Annotated in this window: 19 protein-coding genes; all 19 read left to right on the top strand. The window is 42.3% G+C overall.

Annotation, left to right across the window (positions count from 1 at the left end; genetic code table 11):
* The first annotated feature begins 101 nt into the window (after window positions 1–101).
* On the top strand, window positions 102–962 hold the full coding sequence (atpG, locus tag ACFQ19_RS00510; RefSeq protein ID WP_379589908.1) for an ATP synthase F1 subunit gamma: 861 nt from the start codon (window positions 102–104) through the stop codon (window positions 960–962).
* Between the two features lie 33 nt (window positions 963–995).
* Window positions 996–2,393, top strand: coding sequence for a F0F1 ATP synthase subunit beta (gene atpD / locus ACFQ19_RS00505; RefSeq protein WP_379589906.1), 1,398 nt, complete (start codon window positions 996–998; stop codon window positions 2,391–2,393).
* Between the two features lie 103 nt (window positions 2,394–2,496).
* The gene (locus tag ACFQ19_RS00500) at window positions 2,497–2,892 is read left to right on the top strand and encodes a F0F1 ATP synthase subunit epsilon (protein WP_379589905.1); all 396 of its coding nucleotides are present in this window, start codon (window positions 2,497–2,499) and stop codon (window positions 2,890–2,892) included.
* Between the two features lie 225 nt (window positions 2,893–3,117).
* Window positions 3,118–3,369, top strand: coding sequence for a DUF1146 family protein (locus tag ACFQ19_RS00495; protein ID WP_379589904.1), 252 nt, complete (start codon window positions 3,118–3,120; stop codon window positions 3,367–3,369).
* A 49-nt stretch (window positions 3,370–3,418) separates the two neighbouring features.
* Window positions 3,419–4,219 (top strand): YwmB family TATA-box binding protein, encoded by an 801-nt coding sequence (locus tag ACFQ19_RS00490; RefSeq protein WP_379589903.1) that lies wholly within the window; start codon window positions 3,419–3,421, stop codon window positions 4,217–4,219.
* A gap of 36 nt (window positions 4,220–4,255) precedes the next feature.
* Window positions 4,256–5,587 carry a UDP-N-acetylglucosamine 1-carboxyvinyltransferase gene (gene murA, locus ACFQ19_RS00485; protein WP_379589902.1) on the top strand — a complete coding sequence of 444 codons (1,332 nt, stop codon included), beginning with the start codon at window positions 4,256–4,258 and terminating at the stop codon, window positions 5,585–5,587.
* 1,083 nt (window positions 5,588–6,670) lie between these two features.
* A complete protein-coding gene (locus ACFQ19_RS00480) occupies window positions 6,671–7,495 on the top strand; it encodes a M55 family metallopeptidase (protein ID WP_379589901.1) in 825 nt (274 codons plus the stop codon).
* Window positions 7,496–7,790: 295 nt separating this feature from the next.
* Window positions 7,791–8,723 (top strand): ABC transporter permease, encoded by a 933-nt coding sequence (locus tag ACFQ19_RS00475; RefSeq protein WP_379589900.1) that lies wholly within the window; start codon window positions 7,791–7,793, stop codon window positions 8,721–8,723.
* A 2-nt stretch (window positions 8,724–8,725) separates the two neighbouring features.
* Window positions 8,726–9,682 (top strand): ABC transporter permease, encoded by a 957-nt coding sequence (locus tag ACFQ19_RS00470; RefSeq protein WP_379589899.1) that lies wholly within the window; start codon window positions 8,726–8,728, stop codon window positions 9,680–9,682.
* A gap of 9 nt (window positions 9,683–9,691) precedes the next feature.
* The gene (locus ACFQ19_RS00465; RefSeq protein WP_379589897.1) at window positions 9,692–10,696 is read left to right on the top strand and encodes an ABC transporter ATP-binding protein; all 1,005 of its coding nucleotides are present in this window, start codon (window positions 9,692–9,694) and stop codon (window positions 10,694–10,696) included.
* A 15-nt stretch (window positions 10,697–10,711) separates the two neighbouring features.
* The gene (locus ACFQ19_RS00460) at window positions 10,712–12,400 is read left to right on the top strand and encodes a peptide ABC transporter substrate-binding protein (RefSeq protein WP_379589895.1); all 1,689 of its coding nucleotides are present in this window, start codon (window positions 10,712–10,714) and stop codon (window positions 12,398–12,400) included.
* Between the two features lie 69 nt (window positions 12,401–12,469).
* The gene (locus ACFQ19_RS00455) at window positions 12,470–13,384 is read left to right on the top strand and encodes a S66 peptidase family protein (RefSeq protein WP_379589893.1); all 915 of its coding nucleotides are present in this window, start codon (window positions 12,470–12,472) and stop codon (window positions 13,382–13,384) included.
* 29 nt (window positions 13,385–13,413) lie between these two features.
* Window positions 13,414–14,535 (top strand): dipeptide epimerase, encoded by a 1,122-nt coding sequence (locus ACFQ19_RS00450; protein WP_379589892.1) that lies wholly within the window; start codon window positions 13,414–13,416, stop codon window positions 14,533–14,535.
* Window position 14,536: 1 nt separating this feature from the next.
* Window positions 14,537–15,472, top strand: a complete 936-nt coding sequence (locus tag ACFQ19_RS00445) for a C40 family peptidase (protein WP_379589891.1) — start codon at window positions 14,537–14,539, stop codon at window positions 15,470–15,472.
* A gap of 4 nt (window positions 15,473–15,476) precedes the next feature.
* Window positions 15,477–16,508: an ABC transporter ATP-binding protein gene (locus ACFQ19_RS00440; RefSeq protein ID WP_379589890.1), complete on the top strand. Its 1,032-nt coding sequence runs from the start codon at window positions 15,477–15,479 to the stop codon at window positions 16,506–16,508.
* Between the two features lie 172 nt (window positions 16,509–16,680).
* Window positions 16,681–17,922: a stage II sporulation protein D gene (gene spoIID / locus ACFQ19_RS00435; RefSeq protein WP_379589889.1), complete on the top strand. Its 1,242-nt coding sequence runs from the start codon at window positions 16,681–16,683 to the stop codon at window positions 17,920–17,922.
* 310 nt (window positions 17,923–18,232) lie between these two features.
* Window positions 18,233–19,111 (top strand): peptidoglycan DD-metalloendopeptidase family protein, encoded by an 879-nt coding sequence (locus tag ACFQ19_RS00430; RefSeq protein WP_379589888.1) that lies wholly within the window; start codon window positions 18,233–18,235, stop codon window positions 19,109–19,111.
* A 348-nt stretch (window positions 19,112–19,459) separates the two neighbouring features.
* Window positions 19,460–19,789 (top strand): sporulation transcriptional regulator SpoIIID, encoded by a 330-nt coding sequence (spoIIID, locus tag ACFQ19_RS00425; RefSeq protein WP_379589886.1) that lies wholly within the window; start codon window positions 19,460–19,462, stop codon window positions 19,787–19,789.
* Between the two features lie 456 nt (window positions 19,790–20,245).
* The gene (gene mreB, locus ACFQ19_RS00420) at window positions 20,246–21,247 is read left to right on the top strand and encodes a rod shape-determining protein (protein ID WP_379589885.1); all 1,002 of its coding nucleotides are present in this window, start codon (window positions 20,246–20,248) and stop codon (window positions 21,245–21,247) included.
* Window positions 21,248–21,268: the final 21 nt, after the last annotated feature.

Genomic DNA, 21,268 nt, shown 5'->3' with positions numbered 1-21,268 from the left:
GTAAGCAGTAAGAAAGGATACCTTTTTTAACTGCCAAAATAAAATGGGCCGAAAAAACAATATTCGGCCCGCATTCCTTATAGGAAAGTGTGGTGAAAAGTTTGGCATCACTTAGAGAATTAAAAGGAAGAATTGACTCTACTAAGAAGACAAAACAAATCACCGGAGCAATGGAACTTGTGTCTGCATCCAAAATGTCCAAAGCAGAACAAAATGCGAAAGGCTTTGTTCCTTATGCAGAAAAATTGCAGGAAGTAGTCAGCAGCATTGCCAATTCTAATACAGATTCAGATCATCCGATGCTGAATAAGCGAGAAGTAAAGAAAACGGGTTACCTCATTATTACTTCCGATCGTGGACTGGTAGGAGCTTATAACAGTCATATTTTAAGAAGCCTGGTAAGTAAGCTGGATGAAAATCATGCTTCAAAAGACGAATATACGATTATTGTTATTGGAAGAAAAGGATATGATTTTTGCCGTAAACGTGGACTTCCCGTTGCGCAAAGTGTCTTAGGTATGTCAGACCATCCTGCATTTGCTGATGTAAAAAACATTGCTTCGGAAGCAGTACAAATGTATGCAGATAAGGAAATTGATGAGCTGCATGTGATTTATAATCATTATGTAAGTGCCATTTCCCAAGTAGTCACAGATAAACAGCTCCTCCCGATTGAACATATAGAGGGACAAGAGACTGCTGCGTCAGACTATGAATTTGAGCCGAACCAGGAGGATATTCTGGAAGTGCTTTTACCGCAATATGCTGAAAGTCTGATCTTTGAAGCATTACTTGACGGAAAAGCAAGTGAGCACGCTGCAAGTATGACAGCGATGCGCAGTGCAACAGATAATGCAAATGAATTAATCGATGATTTAGAACTATCATACAACCGTGCACGCCAGGCAGCTATTACGCAAGAAATTACGGAAATTGTCGGCGGCGTTGCAGCACTTGAATAAAAGGTATATAAGTTAACGTTAGGAGGGGAACAGATGACGAAAGGACGTGTAACACAGCTGATGGGACCAGTCGTTGACGTACGTTTTGAAGACGGCGAGCTTCCTGCTGTAAATAATGCATTAGTCGTACACAATAAACAATCAGGTGAAGAATTAACATTGGAAGTAGCGCTTCATCTTGGTGATCATAGTGTCCGAGCCATTGCGATGTCCTCAACAGATGGTTTCCAGCGTGGAACAGAAGTAGAAGATTCAGGCCAGCCCATTTCTGTCCCTGTTGGAGATGTTACATTAGGACGCGTATTTAACGTTTTAGGTGAAAACATTGATTTAGATGAAGCCCTGCCAGAAGGTATCCGTTTAGACCCTATTCATCGTCAGGCGCCGGCTTTCGATACTTTGTCTACAGAAACTGAGATTTTAGAAACCGGAATTAAAGTGGTTGACTTGCTTGCACCTTATACCAGAGGCGGTAAAATCGGTCTCTTTGGCGGAGCTGGTGTAGGTAAGACGGTATTGATTCAGGAATTAATCAATAACATCGCACAAGAACATGGCGGTATTTCTGTATTTGCGGGTGTAGGAGAACGTACTCGTGAAGGAAATGACCTTTATTATGAAATGAGCGATTCCGGGGTTATCTCCAAAACAGCGATGGTCTTCGGACAAATGAACGAACCGCCAGGCGCGCGTATGCGTGTTGCATTAACCGGATTGACAATGGCAGAATATTTCCGTGATGAGCAAGGGCAGGACGTATTGTTATTTATCGATAACATTTTCCGTTTCACCCAAGCTGGTATGGAGGTATCCGCACTTCTTGGACGTATGCCTTCAGCTGTTGGTTATCAACCGACACTCGCAACGGAAATGGGTCAATTGCAGGAGCGTATTACAACAACCGATAAAGGTTCTGTAACGTCTATCCAGGCGATTTATGTTCCAGCGGATGACTATACCGACCCGGCGCCGGCAACTGCTTTCGCGCACTTGGACGCAACGACTAACTTAGACCGTAAGCTTTCCGAGCAAGGTATTTACCCTGCCGTGGACCCGTTGGCATCTACTTCCCGTGCATTGGATCCGGTAGTAGTAGGAGAAGAACATTACAAAGTTGCCACAGAAGTGCAGCAGACACTTCAAAAATACCGTGAATTGCAGGACATTATTGCAATCCTTGGTATGGATGAGCTGAGTGATGAGGACAAGCTGGTTGTTTCCCGTGCACGCCGTATCCAATTCTTCTTATCGCAAAACTTCCACGTAGCTGAGCAGTTCACTGGACAGCAAGGTTCGTATGTTCCGGTAAATGAAACCATTCAAGGTTTTAAAGAAATTCTTGAAGGAAAGCATGATGACATTCCAGAAGATGCTTTCCGTCTTGTCGGACGTATCGAAGAAGTTGTGGAGAAAGCTAACGTTTCGGAATAATACACAGCTGGGAATGATGCATTCCAATAGCACCTTTCATATGATGATTGGTTTTATGCATCATTCTTATCCGCTTTTTAGCTAGCTGTAGGAGGGGTAAACATTGAGTACATTAGAAGTAAGTGTCGTCACTCCTGAAGGTCCGATTCTGGAGGATACCTATGATATGGTTGTCTGTAAAGCGGATACTGGAGAAATTGGTATCCTGCCAAAGCATATTCCGCTTGTTTCTCCGTTACAAATCAGTATTGCCCGCTTGAAAAAAGGGAACGATACAGCGGAAATTGCCATTAGCGGTGGTTTTATGGAAGTGCAGCCAGATAAAGTGACTATCCTGGCTCAGTCCGCTGAAACTGCTGATCATATCGATGTTCTGCGTGCAAGAGAAGCCAAAGAACGTGCCGAGAAACGACTTCAGGATAAAAGCGATACAGTTGACAGAATCCGTGCTGAACATGCATTAAAACGGGCAATTAACCGTCTGGAAATCAAATCATAAAAGAACCGATTAACATAACCCCCTGCTTCCACTCCTGTTGGACAGATAGGGGGTTATGTTATTTATAAAAAGGTACCCATACCGACATGAAATCGGAAAAAATAGACAAAGCTTGTCAGGCAATAAAAATTAGTAGAAAGCTGTTATCATTTCCCGGGAAATGTTTGAATAGAAAATAACATTCGACAACATAGGTTGAAAATTGTATTCAGAAAGGAGATTGCCATGTTTTCAGCAGCCCAATTAGCGCTAATCAGTATTTTCTCTCATCTCATGTTTATTTATCTGACATGGAAAGTAGTTACAGCTATCCGTATTGAAACGATATTTAAAAAAGGAAGATCCGCAGAAGCCAGGGTTTTTCTTCTGTTTATTACCATTATGATTGGTACAGGTGTAAGCAGATTCTTCCTGGATATATTGCAATGGTCCAGCGATTTAATGTATCTTTTTTCTTCTATAAATGTATGGATATAAAACCTTCTGTCAAAACTGAGATTAATAGATTTGACAGGAGGTTTTTTTCATGTTTCATAGAATCTTTTCCCGTACCCATTTCCCGATGGCGCAAACAACAAAATCCAATCTTGTATTCCCCGGTACTGTTCTAAACAACAAGCAACTTTTTTTCGTATTACTTCTTACCTGCTTTATGATGAACCAAGCTTTCAGTCAACCTTATCAGCATGATGAAATGCAAGATTTAGGTGCATTTGCAGAAGAGCATGACCTTCCTATTCAATCTTGGGAAGTGACAATGAAAGAAGAAATGGAAATGGAACAGGCTGAACAACTTATTCAGAACCTGAAAGCACAGCATACGGTACAGAAGGAAAACAATGACAATGGAGTAAAATATACGTTCAAAGATAGTCACAAGAAGGGTTCCTTTGACGTATTATATAATGTGATTCTTCCTTTGGATCAAAGCAATCCGGCAGAAGTCATTATTGTGCTGCAGGGAGAAGACTGGGATAAACAAATAAGTCAAAAGTATGAAAAAGAAAAACAAGCTATACAAAAGAATTATTTAACAAAAGATTCACAAGTATATACTTGTCTATTTGTACAAGGTAGTGATATAATTAATCACGATGAAATTTTAAATATAGCAATAAAATATTTCAATATAAAGCATATATCGACTAAACATGACAATTTAGAAAATTCTAGGATTGAAAAAAGTACATACGGGTATACACATTCATGGGAGCAATTTTATTTCATGGAAGATGACCCAAAAAATGTGCATATGACTACTGTTGCTGATCGTCACGGGGAAAAGAGTTTTGTGATAGGAACACCTATCTTGATACATGAATATTAATATTAGGGAAATTAGATTCTGAAGGGGATTTATGACATGGAAAAAATCATCGTTGGTGGCGGACAGAAGTTGGAAGGCACTGTGCGTGTTGAAGGTGCCAAAAACGCGGTTCTGCCTGTACTTGCTGCTAGCTTAATTGCTAGTGAAGGAAGAAGTGTTATCAAAGAAGTACCAGTATTAGCAGACGTTTATACAATTAATGAAGTACTCCGCAACTTAAATGCCGATGTGGAATTTGATTCAAACGAAAAAGCTGTGAAGATTGATGCTTCTGAAAGATTGGAGACAGAAGCCCCATTTGAATATGTAAGGAAAATGCGTGCATCCGTGCTTGTTCTGGGACCGTTATTAGCCCGCTATGGACACGCAAAGGTTGCTATGCCTGGCGGATGTGCAATTGGTTCACGTCCGATTGATTTGCATTTAAAAGGTTTCGAAGCAATGGGAGCTGAAATTCATGTGGGTAATGGCTTTGTAGAAGCGACAGCACCGGGCCGTTTGCAAGGTGCGAAAATTTATTTAGATATGCCGAGTGTAGGAGCTACAGAAAACATTATGATGGCTGCTGCTTTAGCAGATGGGAAAACTGTTATTGAAAATGCTGCTAAAGAGCCTGAGATTGTTGACTTAGCTAACTATTTAAATAAAATGGGCGCAAGAATCGTTGGAGCCGGTACAGAAACTATCCGGATCAACGGTGTTGAAAAACTCTATGGAGCAGAACATAACATGATTCCAGATCGTATTGAAGCAGGAACCTTTATGGTTGCAGCAGCAATTACGAACGGAAATATACTAATCGAAAATGCTGTACGTGAACATTTAAGCTCGGTTGTTTCAAAACTGGAAGAAATGAACGTGCAAGTGATTGACGAAGATGAAGGACTGCGGGTAATTGGTTCTGATAGAATTGCATCTACAGACATTAAGACATTGCCGCATCCCGGTTTCCCGACAGATATGCAATCGCAAATGATGGCGTTGATGCTATGTGCAAAAGGAACGAGTGTTATAACCGAAACGGTATTTGAGAACCGTTTTATGCATGTTGAAGAATTTCGCCGTATGAATGCGAACATTAAAATTGAAGGCCGCAGTGTCATTATTGAAGGTCTGTCTAAACTACAGGGTGCAGAAGTTGCAGCAACTGATTTACGCGCAGCAGCAGCACTGATTTTAGCAGGACTTGTCAGTGACGGCCATACCCGGGTAACGGAGTTAAAACACTTGGATCGCGGATATGTAGACATTGTAATGAAATTGGCCAATCTCGGCGCCGACATAAAACGCGTAGATGAAAATGGTGTCGTTATTCAACCATTAGGCGTGGAAGAAACTGTCGAATTAAATGAATATATCACTGAATAATTTTATACTACTCTATTACAAAAAGGTGTACCTCTAACAGGTGCATCTTTTTTTATTGGTTGAGTAAAACTGTAGAAAATTACTGAACACATACAGATATAAAGATATTCAAACTCAACTCTTGTGCGCTTTAAAAAGTAGCTTTCTTTCCATAGGAATAGGGGGATGATCGTTTCTTCTATACGTCTGCAGATAAGAAGGTAAGGTGTAAGATGACCGCTACGGAAAAACACTCCGCTTTCCGTGGGCTTGTCCTCAGCCTCCTCGAAAAAAAGAAGTTCGCTTTTTTCCTGCGGGGTCTTCACACTGCGCATTCCCACAGGAGTCTCCGTATTTTTCCTCCGCTAGTTAGCTTTCATGCTATTTGCTAGTAGCAACTATAATATTTTGAAAATTCATTAACCTGACAACATTGGTAACCGCAGTCCCAACCCCAGGACGTTGCGACTTTAGTCTGCCTAAGGGCACGCTCTTCAGCTAACTTTTGCCAAGAAGAGCGCTTGGCAAAAGGGCATCTTCAGAGGGTGCTGATCCCTCAGGAGTCAAAACGGTCCGCCTCCGCTAGTGGGATGTTCTATACATGAAATAGATGAACAAATAAAAGTAGGTCAGACAGAACAGATTTTTCGTGGTGCGTGGTAAAAATGTTTAGCAATCATTCTTTTCTGTGTATGAAAGCATTCTCGATATGAGTGATCCATGCTGTTAAGCAACTGAAACACCAAAATGATTGTTTATTGAGGCTGAAAAGCGATTATTTCATCTCACTTCATCAAGATGTTGTTTCTCCCAAGAGCTGTAGCATCCTATTAGAGCGCAGGCCAACCACGTAGACTCCTATGGGAAAGCGAAGTGGGAAGACCCCGCAGAAAAAGCGATCTTCTTTTTCGAGGAGGCTGAGCGCAAGCCCATGGAAAGCGGAGTGGTTGGCCGGAGCGGAAGCTACACACTATACTATGTTCAAAATATAAATTTAAAAAAGACAAACGCTTTTATGTATGCCTTTCCAAAATTTCTCTTTTCACTTTTTGTAAAACATGATATATTTAAGAAAATTACTAATATTTCAATTGGGTGATGAAAATGAAAATATATATGTCCGTTGATATGGAAGGGATAACAGGATTGCCGGATGCTTCATTTGTGGATAGGGGTAAGCAAAATTATGAAAGAGCTCGAAAAATCATGACAGATGAAGCAAATTACGTTATTCAAGCTGCATTTGATTACGGCGCAGAAGAAGTCCTGGTAAATGACAGCCATTCCAAGATGAACAATTTACTGATTGATGAAATCCATCCGGATGCATTACTGATAACCGGAGAAGTCAAGCCATTTTCAATGATGCAAGGGTTGAACGATACATATAGCGGTGCTTTCTTTATAGGCTATCACACCAGAGCCGGACAACACGGGGTGATGTCGCATTCCATGGTGCATGCAGTCCGCAACTTCTATATCAATGATCATTGTATCGGGGAGATGGGCATGAATGCTTACCTTGCTGGATATTACGGCGTCCCTGTTTTATTGACATCTGGGGACAATCAGGCAGCTGCAGAAGCTGAAAAATTAATTCCGTATGTGACTACTGCCGTTGTGAAAGAAACGATTTCCAGGTCATCTGTAAAGAGCTTAACACCTAAAAAAGCTGGTCAACTGCTTACAGAAAAAGTGAAAATGGCGCTGGATAACCGCCATCTTACAGAACCTCTCATACCGCCTGAAAAACCGGAATTGACCATTGAATTCAATAACAGCGGACAGGCAGAATGGGCAAATTTAATGCCCGGAACAAAGTGGATTCCCGGCACAACCAAAGTCCGTTTCCAAGCCAAAGATATGAAAGAAGCCTACCAAGCGATGCTGGTAATGACGGAATTAGCAGCACTGACAACATTTTCTTAACATGGTAATGAATATAAAAAAACAAACATAATTATCTGTAATAACAAGCCAGTGAAACGAGCTAGTGACGGTTTTTCTGGAACAGTTGCTACCATCAAAATATAGTCATTTATCACCCATAGATTTTGGTGAAAAGTCTATTTAAAAATAGATTTATTTGAAACCAATCAGCACAAAAAAATAAAACACCTCCAGCAGTATCTTATTTACCTGAGTAATTCCCTGTTAAGCTTACTAGTATGCTTTCAAGTGAAACTTATGACATGAAAAATGAAAAGATAAAGAGGTGAAACATATGCTGAAATATATTCTCAAACGTTTATTGATTATGATTATCACACTCTGGGTCATCATTACACTTACCTTTGTATTAATGGTCAATATACCCGGCTCTCCTTTTAATACCGACCAATCTTCCAATGAGACCGTCCAAGCCAACCTGGAAGCTCATTATAATTTAGACCAGCCTTACTACATACAATACCTGCTCTACATGAAATCGATTGTTACATTTGAATTTGGACCTTCGATTAAACAACCAAATCAGACGGTAAACGATCTTTTATCACGTGGATTTCCGATTTCTTTTGAATTGGGGATTATTACCATAGCTTTAGCAGTCGTTTCCGGCGTGTTAGTTGGAATTATTGCTGCACTCCGGCATAACGGATTTCTGGATTATGTAACCATGGGGCTTGCTGTATTGGGCATCTCCATCCCGAACTTTATTTTAGCAACCATTCTTATTCAGCAGTTGGCAGTGAATTTAGATATATTTCCGACCGCAACATGGAGAAGTCCAGCCCATATGGTGCTTCCGGTCCTTGCGCTTGCAACCGGTCCGATGGCAATTATTGCCCGTTTGACACGTTCTACGATGCTGGAGGTACTGACACAGGATTACATTAAAATGGCAAAAGCAAAGGGGCTCTCTCCTTGGAAAGTTGTTTTCAAACATGCACTCCGAAATGCATTAATGCCGGTTGTCACGATTATGGGAACACTCTTTGCCGGGATTTTGACAGGAACATTTGTCATTGAGCAAATTTTCGCTATTCCAGGAATGGGAAGATACTTTGTAGAAAGTATAAACCAGCGTGACTATCCGGTTATTATGGGAACGACAGTTTTTTACAGCGCCTTCTTAATTATCATGCTTTTTCTCGTGGATATCATTTACGGCATCCTTGATCCGCGCATTAAAATGCAGCAGAAAGGGGGCAAATAACGATGAAATCAAAGAAAGAAATGGCGTATCATACAGCCCCTTCCGATATACCGGATGAATGGTTTGCTTGGAAGGAACGGGACACGGAGAAGATGGAAGAAGTATCCCGCCCTTCATTATCTTATTGGCAGGACGTGTGGCGACGATTGGGAAAGAATAAGATGGCCATGCTTGGATTGATTTTTTTGGTACTGCTTACGGTGATGGCGATTATTGGACCGATGATATCCCCTTATGAAGTGAATAGGCAAAGCCTTCCGAACCAATTTCAGCCGCCGTCAATAGCGCATTGGTTTGGCACAGATAATGCCGGAAGAGATGTGTTTACGCGTACATGGTATGGGGCTCGTATCTCCTTGTTTGTCGGTTTGGTAGCTGCTTTCATCGATGTCACGATTGGCATTATCTGGGGAGGCATTTCCGGTTATAAAGGCGGCCGTACAGATAATGTTATGATGCGGATGATTGAAGTATTATACGGATTGCCTTACCTGTTAGTTGTTATTTTACTGTTGGTTGTGCTTGGACCGAGTCTCGGCACCATTATTCTGGCGTTAACGATTACCGGCTGGGTAGGAATGGCCCGGATTGTACGGGGGCAGGTACTGCAAATAAAAAACTATGAATTTGTGCTTGCTTCCAAGTCCTTTGGCACGAAAACATCCCGGATTATCCGGAAAAATCTGCTGCCCAATACAATGGGACCGATTATTGTACAAATGACATTAACCGTTCCGACCGCCATTTTTGCGGAAGCATTCCTGAGTTTTATCGGTCTTGGTATCCAGGCGCCATTTGCCAGCTGGGGGGTCATGGCGAATGATTCGTTAGGCGCTATTTTATCCGGAAATTGGTGGACCTTGTTCTTCCCTGCATTCTTTATCTCTTTTACCATGTTTGCTTTTAACGTCTTAGGGGATGGACTGCAGGATGCATTGGATCCGAAATTAAGAAAGTAGGTGGGCAACTTGGAAAGAATACTCGAAGTAAACGACTTACATGTGACATTTAAAACGTATGGAGGCACTATCCAAGCTGTTCGGGGCGTTAATTTTCACTTGGATAAAGGAGAAACGCTGGCCATTGTCGGAGAATCCGGCTGCGGGAAAAGTGTTACTTCCAATGCGATTATGGGCCTGATTCCGAATCCGCCGGGGAAAATTGCAGCCGAATCGATTATTTTTAAAGGCCAGGATTTGACCGCATGTTCCGAGAAAACAATGCGATCCATTCGCGGTGTAGATATTTCCATGATTTTTCAAGATCCAATGACCGCATTGAATCCGACTTTAACGATTGGAACGCAGTTGATGGAAGGGTTAAAAGAACATAAGAAGATGACAGGTACTGGGGCAAAGTCAAAAGCAGTGGAAATGCTGGAACTGGTAGGTATTCCAAATCCGGAGGAGCGCTTAAAGCAATATCCGCATCAATTTAGCGGAGGGATGCGTCAGCGGATCGTGATTGCCATTGCCTTGATTTGTGATCCAGATTTATTGATAGCGGATGAGCCGACGACGGCCTTGGATGTGACTATTCAAGCTCAAGTTTTGGAGTTATTTGCAACTATCCAGAAGCGGACCGGGGTATCGATTATTTTAATCACCCATGATCTCGGTGTTGTCGCCAAGATAGCAGACCGCATTGTGGTGATGTATGCAGGGAAAATCATTGAATCCGGGAACAAACGGGAAATATTCTATGAACCGGAGCATCCATATACACAAGGACTGCTTCATTCTGTTCCCCGGCTGGATGCCAAAGAAGCATTACAACCGATTGCCGGAACACCGCCTGATTTATTCTCACCTCCCAAAGGATGCCCGTTTACAGCAAGATGTCCTTTTGCGATGGAGGTGTGTGATAAAGTTTATCCCGCTCCGGAAAAAATCAGTGCCACCCATTATGTGGATTGCTGGTTGCAAGATGAGCGGGCTAAGCGGCTTTTAGCTGCTGAAAGTTTACAAACTTAAAAAGGGGGCAATACCATGCGTAACAAAAAGTTTTTATGGGTGCTGCTGGCGCTGTTAACGGCATTTATTCTTGCAGCATGTACAGCGAATGAAGATGCCGGGGAAGCGCCGGAGGAAGATACGGGTGCAGCTGAAGAGGACAGTGGAGAAGATGGAGCTGTGGGAGGAACACCAGATTTGGATGGGAAGACCTTATATATTAATAATGGGCAGGAGCCGACTTCATTTGACCCATCCGTAGGTTTTGATCAGCTCTCTTGGGATCCTTTGAACAACTTGATGGAAGGGCTAACCCGTTTAGATGAGAATGCAGAAGCAGCGGAAGGCGTGGCAGAAAGCTGGGATATTTCAGATGACCAATTGACCTATACATTTCATTTACGAGACGATGCCAATTGGTCTAATGGCGATCCGGTTGTAGCGGAAGATTTTGTTTATGCCTGGAAACATATGCTGGATCCTGAAACTGCATCGTCTGCAGCATTTTTAGCATATTATATTGAAGGCGGAGAGGAATACAACAGCGGGGAAGGGTCAGCCGATGATGTGAATATCACAACGGTTGATGATAAAACCTTGGAAGTCGTTTTGAAACAGCCGACAGGATTCTTCTTGGATTTACTGACCAATCCGGCATTTTTCCCAGTCAATCATCAGGTGGCAGAAGAAACTTCCGATTGGTATGCCGATGCAGATACGTTTGTAGCGAACGGCCCGTTTATGCTGGAATCCTGGGAGCATGATAATGAGATGATTTTTGCAAAGAACCCCGAGTATTGGGATGCAGATACAGTGAACCTGGATTATGTTCATGTTTCCATGGTGAATAACACGAATACACAATATCAAATGTTTGAAACAGGGGAATTAGATGTAGCTGGAGATGCTGTAGGGATTCCTCCAGAGATGTCCGATGAATTGATTGAGGGAGATAATGTATATATCGGCGAAAATGGCGGATTGGAATTCTATCGTTTTAACGTGACAGAAGAACCGTTCCAGAATAAGAAGATCAGACAGGCGTTTTCTTATGCGATTAACCGGGATGATATTGCAGAATTCGTTGTAAAACAGGGTGTCGAGCCGGCATATGGGTTTGTGTCGCCAGGATTTACAGCGCCAGATGGAAGGGACTTCCGGGAAGAAAACGGCGATTTGGTTGCATTTGATCCGGAACAGGCACAGGAACTGCTGGAAGAAGGCATGGAAGAAGAAGGGTACGATGAACTTCCTCCGGTTGTTTTAACATATAGTACGGATGATACCAATCAGGCTGTTGCAGAAACCATGCAGGATATGTTCAGTGAACATTTAGGTGTGGACGTTACCCTGGAGAATCAGGAATGGAATGTGTTTGCGGATGCCCAGCAAAACCTGGAATTACTATTCTCCAGAAGCTCTTTTCTCAATGACTACAGTGACCCTGTCAACTTCTTGGAAAGCTTTATAACAGATTCATATATGAACCGTACCGGATTTGAAAACGAGGAATATGATGAGCTGATTCAAAACGGAAAAAGTGAAACCGATGAAGAAGCGCGTTATGAATATCTCTATGAAGCAGAAAGAATGCTGGCAGAGGAAATGATTGCTACACCAATCCGTTATTATAATCAAGTCGTTTTAGAAGCAGATGGGGTAGAAGGAATTCTGCGTCATCCAGTAGGCTACTTTGATTTGAAATATGCAGATAAGTCAGAGTAAGAAGGGAAAACAAGATAGGCTCCTCATTGCATGGGCCTATCTTGTTTTTAACAAAGGGAGGTCGTATGCATGCTTTCGCATCGTCTAAAGCCGGGAGACACGATCGGAATCATTGCTCCAGCCGGTCCGGTCGATAAACATAAGCTGGAAAAATCATTTGCTTTCTTTGAAAATATGGGACTGAGGATAAAGCTGGGTGCACATATTTATGATCAATACGGTTATTTAGCAGGAAAAGATACCAATCGTCTGGCTGATTTTCATCAAATGGTCGCTGACAGGAGTGTCAAAGCAATTATCTTTGCAAAAGGCGGCTATGGGACAGGACGTTTCGTGGATAAAATAGATATGGAACTCATACAAAGGAACCCGAAAATTATCTGGGGATACAGCGATATTACATGTTTACATACAGCCATTCGTCAGGCAACCGGCTTGGTTACGTTTCATGGTCCAATGCCAGTATCGGATATTATCAAAAATGAGTTTGACCCGGTCTCCGCCCAATTGTTCAAGCAATTATTTGACCCGACGAATTTAATTTATTCTGAAAGTATTTCACCGCTTACGGTGTATCGGGAAGGAGAGGCAACCGGAAAAATAGTGGGCGGGAATCTGTCTCTCCTTGTACAGACACTTGGCACGCCTTATGAAATTAGTACCAAGGATAAACTGCTGCTTATAGAAGATATTGGCGAGGAACCGTATCGAATAGACGGCATGATGAATCAGCTGCGTTTAGCCGGAAAACTGAAAGATGCTGCCGGAATCGTCATTGGTGATTTTGCGGAAGCGGAACCGGAACGCCCCCCTTCCTTACGTCTGGAAGATATCTGGAAGCATTATATCAGAAATTATAAAAAGCCGGTCATTGCAGGCTTTCGAATTGGGCATTGTTTCCCGCATTTTTCGATTCCTTTAGGCGTCAAGGCAACGTTATCCACCAGGACGAAAACACTGCAGCTGACACCGGGCGTCCAATGACCAGCCCGCATTAGAAAGGAAGGTTCCATATGAAAGTGGTTGATCTCGCACTTTATCACAGCTCCATTCCGTTACACACCCCTTTTAAAACAGCGTTACGGACAGTGACAGTTGCTGAAAGTATCGTGGTGAAAATAACATGTGATAATGGCATCACCGGCTGGGGAGAGGCACCGCCGACACATGTTATCACAGGAGACAGTCTGGCAAGTATGCATTATGCGATAGATAACATTATCCGTCCTGCTGTCATAGGTGCGGATGTATTTTCTTATGCCAGTATTTTCGAACAGATAGAGACAGCAATAGTGCGTAATACAAGTGCCAAAGCTGCTGTGGATATGGCGATATACGATTGTCTGGCACAAGCAGCAAAGCAGCCCTTATATCAATATTTGGGCGGGTACCGTTCCCGTCTGGAAAATGATTATACGGTCAGTGTGAATGCGATTGCCCAGATGCAGCAGGATGCCAAATTATATCAAGCAAACGGCTTCCGGATTTTAAAGGTGAAAGTGGGTAAAGATACGGCTGAAAAGGATATCGAACGGGTTGCAGCTGTCAGAGAAGCGGCAGGAGAGGGCGTTCGGATCCGGCTGGATGCCAATCAAGGCTGGACAGCGAAAGCAGCTGTGCAGGCAATTACGCGAATGGAAGAGATGGGGTTACAGATCGAATTGGTGGAACAGCCTGTTGCAGCACATGATATCAAAGGTTTGAAGTACATTACAGACCATACAGCAACTCCTATTATGGCGGACGAATCCGTATTTTCACCGCAAGATGCCCTTCAGGTGTTGGAAGCAGGTGCAGCAGATATGATAAATATTAAATTAATGAAAGCCGGCGGAATCCACCAGGCGTTAAAAATCGCTAATCTGGCACAGCATTTCGGTGTTGCTTGCATGGCAGGAAGCATGATAGAGACCAAGCTGGGCATTACAGCAGCGGCCCATTTTGCAGCCAGCCACCCAGCAGTAACGCATTTTGATTTTGATGCACCGCTGATGCTGGCAGATGACGTATTAGAAGGCGGGATCCATTACGAAGGTAAAGGGAACCAAATCACATTTCCGAGTCAATCCGGCCTCGGAATACAATCCGTCAAAGAATCATACTTGCATGTCATTGATAAGGAAAGGAGCTGGTAAGATGCAGGAAATGTTTGAGAAACTGCCGGAAAAATTTCATGTAACGAATGTACAGGCAGCGACCATTTGGACGAATCCGCAGGCCCCGAGGCCGGCAGATGAAGCAGGCATATCGAACCCGACAGATATTGCAAATTGGGTGAACAGCCTGACCTATGAACAATCCCTGGCATTATGTGATGATAATTTGGTACAGTCACAGACATTATACGGCGAACCAGTGGTTGTTCTTGAGGAATCCGAAGCGTGGGCACAGATGATTGCTCCTTTTCAGGCATCAAAAAAAGATCCAAGAGGATATCCGGGGTATATTCCCAGCAGCCAGCTGACTCCTGTGACGAAAAAGGAATGGCTTCAGCAGAAATATAGTGTGGTGACAACGGCAGATGCATGGCTGGAAGATACGGACAAAAGCAAAATCATGCAGCTCAGTTACTTAACCATCCTTCCTTATACAGGGGAAAATGGTACGCATGTTCATGTGCAGACGCCATCTGGCCGAAAACAAATCGTCAAAGAAAAAACAGCTATTGTTTCAGATGGAGCAAGCTTTTCTTCGGGCAGTGGAACCGATATTGTGACGGCGGTGCTTCCATTCATCGGGCTGGATTATTTCTGGGGCGGCATGAGCTCTTTTGGTTATGACTGTTCTGGTCTCGCTTATGCAGCACATAAAGCAAATGGCTATTGGATTGCCCGGGACGCGGGAGACCAGGCAGCTGCGGGAAAGGAGATTGCTATAGATGCAATAGAACCGGGAGATTTACTTTTCTTTGCTTACCAGGAAGGAAAAGGGAGAATTCACCATGTCGGCATCTATCAGGGGGAAGGAAACATGCTTCATTCCCCACAAACCGGAAAAGGAGTGGAAATCACGTCTTTACAAGGAACCGTATACGAAAAAGAGTTATGCGTAGCCAGAAGGTATTGGAGGTGAGGAAATGGACGATAAAATATTGGAAGTAAAAAACCTGATGAAATATTTTGATGTCGGCAAAAAAGGTTTTTTAAAAGCTGTGCAGGATGTATCTTTTCACATTTATAAAGGCGAAACGTATGGTTTAGTTGGAGAATCCGGCTGCGGCAAATCTACTATCGGCCGCACTATTCTCGGATTATATGATAAAACAGGCGGCGATGTCTGGTTTAACGATGAAAATGTCCATGAGCTGAGCGATAAGGAACAATTCGCTCTATACCGGAAAATGCAGATGATTTTTCAAGATCCATACGCTTCACTGAACCCGCGCTCTACAATCAGAGAAATCATCTCAGAACCATTGGAGGTACACGGCATATTTAAGAAGAAAAAAGATCAGATGAACCGTGTATATGAATTATTAGAAGAAGTTGGACTGAGCCGGGATCATGTGAACCGTTATCCGCATGAATTCAGCGGCGGCCAGCGTCAGCGAATCGGCATTGCCAGAGCACTGGCACTAGATCCGGACTTTATCATTGCAGATGAGCCGATTTCTGCATTAGATGTTTCTGTGCAGGCACAAGTGGTAAATTTGATGAAGCGGCTGCAGAAGGAAAAAGGGCTGACCTTCTTATTTATTGCCCATGATTTGTCCATGGTGAAGCAATTTTCAGACCGGATCGGGGTGATGTATTTAGGCCATCTGGTAGAAGAAACAAGCGGCGAATTACTCTATGAAAATCCACTACATCCCTATACAAAAGCGCTCCTATCAGCCATCCCGATTCCGGATCCGGATATGGAAGAAAAAAGGGAGCGGATTATTTTAGAAGGGGAATTACCAAGTCCAATGAACCCGCCCTCCGGCTGTGTATTTCGGACGAGATGCCCGATGGCGATGGACATATGCAAAGACGTCTATCCGGTGTGGCAGGAGATAGAACCCGGACATCGCGTCGCCTGCCACCTTTATGATAAACATTATAAAGACAGTCCGACAACCGGCCCTCAGCGGACACAGGAATTTGTGGAAGAAGAAATACAATTTTAAGAAAAAAAACCATAGAGCGCTTCTAAAAAATGATCTGCGCTTCTATGGTTTTTTGGATACATAAACGTTCTCCTCATATTTTTTCTAAAGAAAAGGTCTAAATTGCCTGTAAAATGTATAGATTTAATAGTAGGCATGATAGATAGACAGTTTTAAGAAAAGGAGGAGGAACGTGCGTAATCGAAAATATAAACATAAAAATGCGGCCATTCATAAGAAAATGAAGCAATTAAAGCAGAAAAACAGCGTATCCAAACCATCTTTACAGAAAATCGTACCTATTTCCAACCGTAAATCAGCGTATTATAAAAATCAGCGCCCATCTCCTTGGAAGCAGATAATAATAGGTGTTTTTGCGACGATGATTATTTTTATTCTTGCTGTTCCGGCAATGGTAGTACAAATCTCCAAAACGGATAATCAAATCCGTGCAGGTACAGAAGTTGTAAACACTGCAGAAGAAACAGAAAATCCCGAGGAAGCAAATGAAACAAACGAAACTAACGAAGCAGAAGGAGAATCCCAAGAAGCAGCATCTGGAGACGAGGCTGTAGAAGTCGGCACTTCACCATTCGATGTTTCTGTTATGCGTGTAAGCAATGAAGAAGTGGAAGATATCCCGGTAGAGCAATATGTTGCGGGTGTCGTATCCTCGGAAATGCCGTCAGAATTTGAAATGGAGGCATTAAAAGCACAGGCAGTTGCTGCGAGGACATTTACTGTAAACTTTTTATTAAACGGCGAGAAAAATGATAACTATGATGTAACGGATACAACCCAGCACCAAGTATATAAAAATGACCAAGAACTGCAGGAACAGTGGGGAGCAGAATATCATGAGAAAATGAACAAAATTAATCAGGCTGTAAAAGAAACGGAAGGGCAGGTTATTACCTACAATAGTGCGCCGATAACAGCTTCTTTCTTCTCCACAAGCAATGGTTATACGGAAAACTCTGAGGATTATTGGGAAGGTGAAGTTGCCTACTTACGCAGTGTAGAGAGCCCTTGGGATGAAGCATCGCCAGAATTCTCCCAGCAAACAACGCTGACAGTAGCAGAAGTATCCGAGGCTTTAGAAATTCCGCTCCAGGATGATAAGGCAATCCCAATGGAAATCAGTCATACAGACAGCGGCAGGGTAGAGGAAATAACCGTTGCCGGGAGTACATTTAGCGGACCAGACTTTCGCGATAAACTGGGATTGAGATCCAGTGACTTTACCATTGAACAGAGTGACAGTCATCTGATTTTTACAACGCAAGGCTACGGGCACGGTGTCGGCATGAGCCAATTCGGTGCAAATGGCATGGCAGCGGAAGGAAAAAAATATGATGAAATTATCCACCATTACTATACGGATGTAGAAATCAGTCAGATAGGGGAAATAGCACCAACCCTCGTTTCCAACTAAACGGGGGTTTTTACATGCCTGATGATTTGACGATAAAGGGAATGAAAATATTGTATATCTTTTTAAATAAAAGGAAGACAGAAGCAGATTATCGATAGATAGCCTATAGTACAACATATTATTTTTTACTTATTCCTCTATCGAAATCCGCTGAACGCCAGTAAGGCTATTATTTCTGCCTTCTCATTTGGTCTATTAAACCTCTATTTAAACGTTGGGAACAGCCTTTGTTATGAAAATCAAAAAATTTTTTCATAGCTATGTATATAATTCTCTTTTTCTGCTCACAATGGTTGCAGAGGTGATGAAAATGAAAGAGGAATTCAAAGGCCCAAAAAATAAATGGAGCCAAATTTTCCGTAAGAAATGGTTTTTCCCAGCTTTGTATTTAAGTATTGCAGCTGTTTTATTAGGGTCAGTCATTTGGTATCAAAATGCAGGATCTGATGTTTCAGAACCGGCTGATCAAAGAGACGGAGAGGAAGATTATCTTCCAGTTATGAATGAGGAAGATTCTGCCCCAGTAGTCGATCAGCAGGAATTGGTAGGAATGCCGCTTGAAAACACAGATGAAGCAGAAATCGTAACTAAATTTTTTGATTACAACGCAGAACAAGAAGACAGAGAAAATGCACTCGTACTTTACAACAATCGTTACTATCAAAGTACAGGAGTGGACATTGCAGCAGCAGATGCAGAAACATTTGATGTCTTAGCTTCCATCAGTGGTACCGTTGAAGAAGTGAAGGAAGACCCGTTACTCGGCAATGTGATAGTTTTATCTCACAGCGAAGACTTAAAAACGTATTATGCTAGTATGGAAGACGTGGCTGTATCCGTGAGTGATCAAGTAGCGCAAGGAGACACGCTTGGAACAGCTGGTAAAAACTTGTTTGGCAAAGATAATGGCACACACTTGCATTTCGAAATTCGTAAAGACGGCACAGAAGTCAATCCGGAAAGTTACTTCGAACAGCCGGCATCGAGTATTGCCGTAGAAGAAAGTGCGGAAGAAGATGAAGCAGTAAGTGATGAACCAACCTCAGAAGAGCCGACTTCAGGTGAAGAAACAACGGAGTCTGAAGAAGGTGCTGAAGATACAGAAGAAGATGCAGAACAAGATACAGAAGAAGATGCTCCAAGTGAAGATGAAGAAATCGATGTGGAGTTAGACGACTCAGAAGAATAATAGAAAGCTGCCTGGGAAAAAGCTGAAAATCCGGTAATGCATTGGATGCATTGTCGGATTTTTTTCATTTTTTGAAAAAATACACCTTGTCCCCATAATTATTTGTACAAAACTTAAGCATAAAGAGGCGCTTTTTTTAATATGATGATATTACAAACCATGCAATCGAACTGTCTGAGGTGAAAACCATGTGAATTAGAAGTATCCTTCATCAAAAGTGGACCCTTAAAAATTTTATATACTAATGACTACATAAAAATAGTCAACCGCTTATTTATAAGTCCTATCCCAAAACATACACCCTGTCCAAGCGACACCTCGGAATTACAACTTAGGGGGGCGAACGGTGTGCATGATTACATCAAAGAAAGGACAATCAAAATAGGGAGGCACGTTGTCGAAACAAGAAAAACAGTCCGAACCATTGCAAAAGAATTCGGCGTATCGAAAAGTACAGTTCATAAAGATTTGACAGAACGGCTTCCGGAAATAAATCCAAAACTTGCACTGGAAGTAAAAGAAATCTTGGAGTACCATAAAGCAATCCGCCATTTACGCGGAGGAGAAGCAACCAGAAAAAAATATAAAACGCCGAAAGAGGAAGCGCTGTTAAAAGAAGCAAAAATTACACAGCAATTTTTATCTTCTTCCGGCAGGCCGAAAGCGCAAGGCAGTTAAAAATATATTTACATCGTTTTTATATGTATTATTATCTTTTTAAAAGCAGTATACCTTCATAAAAAAGGTTTTACTGCTTTTTATTATGCTAGCTCAACTTATGGACTTTAAAAAGTAACTTTCTTCCCATGGGAACAGGAGTTGTTTCTTTCTTTCGTGCATCTGGAGACATGGTGACAAAGAGAAGAGGTGAAGGTAAGGTGAAAGGCGACCGCTACGTCGGAAAGCGGAATGTTTTTCCGTAGCGGTCATTATCCTCTAAATTTAGTTGATTTTGATGAGGAGCTCTGATGAAGCCAAATAAGTTGGCTGTGAATAGTAACAATCCCCTCATTAAAAAATCAAAAAAAACTTATTTTCATACAGTTAATTACCGTGATTTGTGGTAAAATAATATACTAGTAGCATTTTGTCTTAGGACGGTGCAAGATAGTAACGCTAGGAGGATTTAGATTCATGTTTTCCAGAGATATTGGGATTGATCTTGGTACCGCAAATGTATTGATACACGTAAAAGGAAAAGGAATTGTTTTAAATGAACCATCTGTTGTCGCGATGGATAAGAATACGAATCGGGTACTCGAGGTGGGAGAAGAAGCTCGTCGTATGGTTGGACGCACACCAGGGAATATAGAAGCACTGCGCCCGCTGAAAGACGGTGTTATCGCTGATTTTGATGTAACGGAAGCAATGTTAAGATATTTTATAAATAAAATTAATGTAAAAGGTGTTTTATCGAAGCCAAGAATGTTGATTTGCTGCCCTACAAATATTACCAAAGTGGAGCAAAAAGCAATTAAAGAAGCGGCGGAAAAGTCTGGCGGAAAACGCATATACTTAGAAGAAGAGCCGAAAGTAGCTGCAGTTGGTGCCGGAATGGATATTTATCAGCCGAGCGGAAATATGGTCGTTGATATCGGCGGCGGTACAACGGATGTAGCTGTGTTGTCTATGGGCGGTATTGTTACTTCCCAATCCATTAAAATGGCCGGAGATAAGTTCGATTGGGATATTCTGCAATATATTAAAAAAGAATATAAACTGCTTATTGGTGAACGGACAGCAGAAGATATAAAAATCAATGTAGCAACCGTATTTCCGGGCTCACGCCATGAATCCATGGATATCAGAGGCCGTGATATGGTATCCGGACTGCCAAGAACAATAACGATTGAATCTGAAGAAATACAGAAGGCGTTAGTGGAATCTGCGGAGCTTATCGTTCAAGCTGCTAAACAAGTTCTAGAGCAAACCCCTCCAGAACTGTCTGCAGATATTATTGACAGAGGGGTTATTCTGACCGGTGGCGGCGCAATGCTGCACGGCGTGGATAAATTATTAGCGGAAGAATTGAAGGTTCCTATCTTCACTGCAGAGGATCCAATGGATTGTGTCGCCAAAGGAACAGGAATCATGCTTGAAAATATTGATAAACTTGAAAAAAGAAGCGTGAATTGATCGCAGGAACTGGCAGAATAA

This window comes from Oceanobacillus locisalsi (genome assembly GCF_042675985.1).
In the GTDB taxonomy this organism is placed as follows: Bacteria; Bacillota; Bacilli; order Bacillales; family Amphibacillaceae; genus Oceanobacillus; species Oceanobacillus locisalsi.
The sequence above is the reverse complement of the archived record's forward strand: the minus strand, read 5'-3'. Positions and strand labels throughout refer to the sequence as shown.

Coding starts and splice junctions, on each gene's coding strand:
- atpD (WP_379589906.1), top strand. CDS start 996: ATGACGAAAGGACGTGTAACACAGCTGATGGGACCAGTCGTTGACGTA.
- ACFQ19_RS00455 (WP_379589893.1), top strand. CDS start 12,470: ATGCTTTCGCATCGTCTAAAGCCGGGAGACACGATCGGAATCATTGCT.
- ACFQ19_RS00495 (WP_379589904.1), top strand. CDS start 3,118: ATGTTTTCAGCAGCCCAATTAGCGCTAATCAGTATTTTCTCTCATCTC.
- ACFQ19_RS00480 (WP_379589901.1), top strand. CDS start 6,671: ATGAAAATATATATGTCCGTTGATATGGAAGGGATAACAGGATTGCCG.
- ACFQ19_RS00490 (WP_379589903.1), top strand. CDS start 3,419: ATGTTTCATAGAATCTTTTCCCGTACCCATTTCCCGATGGCGCAAACA.
- ACFQ19_RS00440 (WP_379589890.1), top strand. CDS start 15,477: ATGGACGATAAAATATTGGAAGTAAAAAACCTGATGAAATATTTTGAT.
- mreB (WP_379589885.1), top strand. CDS start 20,246: ATGTTTTCCAGAGATATTGGGATTGATCTTGGTACCGCAAATGTATTG.
- ACFQ19_RS00445 (WP_379589891.1), top strand. CDS start 14,537: ATGCAGGAAATGTTTGAGAAACTGCCGGAAAAATTTCATGTAACGAAT.
- ACFQ19_RS00430 (WP_379589888.1), top strand. CDS start 18,233: ATGAAAGAGGAATTCAAAGGCCCAAAAAATAAATGGAGCCAAATTTTC.
- ACFQ19_RS00460 (WP_379589895.1), top strand. CDS start 10,712: ATGCGTAACAAAAAGTTTTTATGGGTGCTGCTGGCGCTGTTAACGGCA.
- ACFQ19_RS00470 (WP_379589899.1), top strand. CDS start 8,726: ATGAAATCAAAGAAAGAAATGGCGTATCATACAGCCCCTTCCGATATA.
- murA (WP_379589902.1), top strand. CDS start 4,256: ATGGAAAAAATCATCGTTGGTGGCGGACAGAAGTTGGAAGGCACTGTG.
- ACFQ19_RS00475 (WP_379589900.1), top strand. CDS start 7,791: ATGCTGAAATATATTCTCAAACGTTTATTGATTATGATTATCACACTC.
- ACFQ19_RS00450 (WP_379589892.1), top strand. CDS start 13,414: ATGAAAGTGGTTGATCTCGCACTTTATCACAGCTCCATTCCGTTACAC.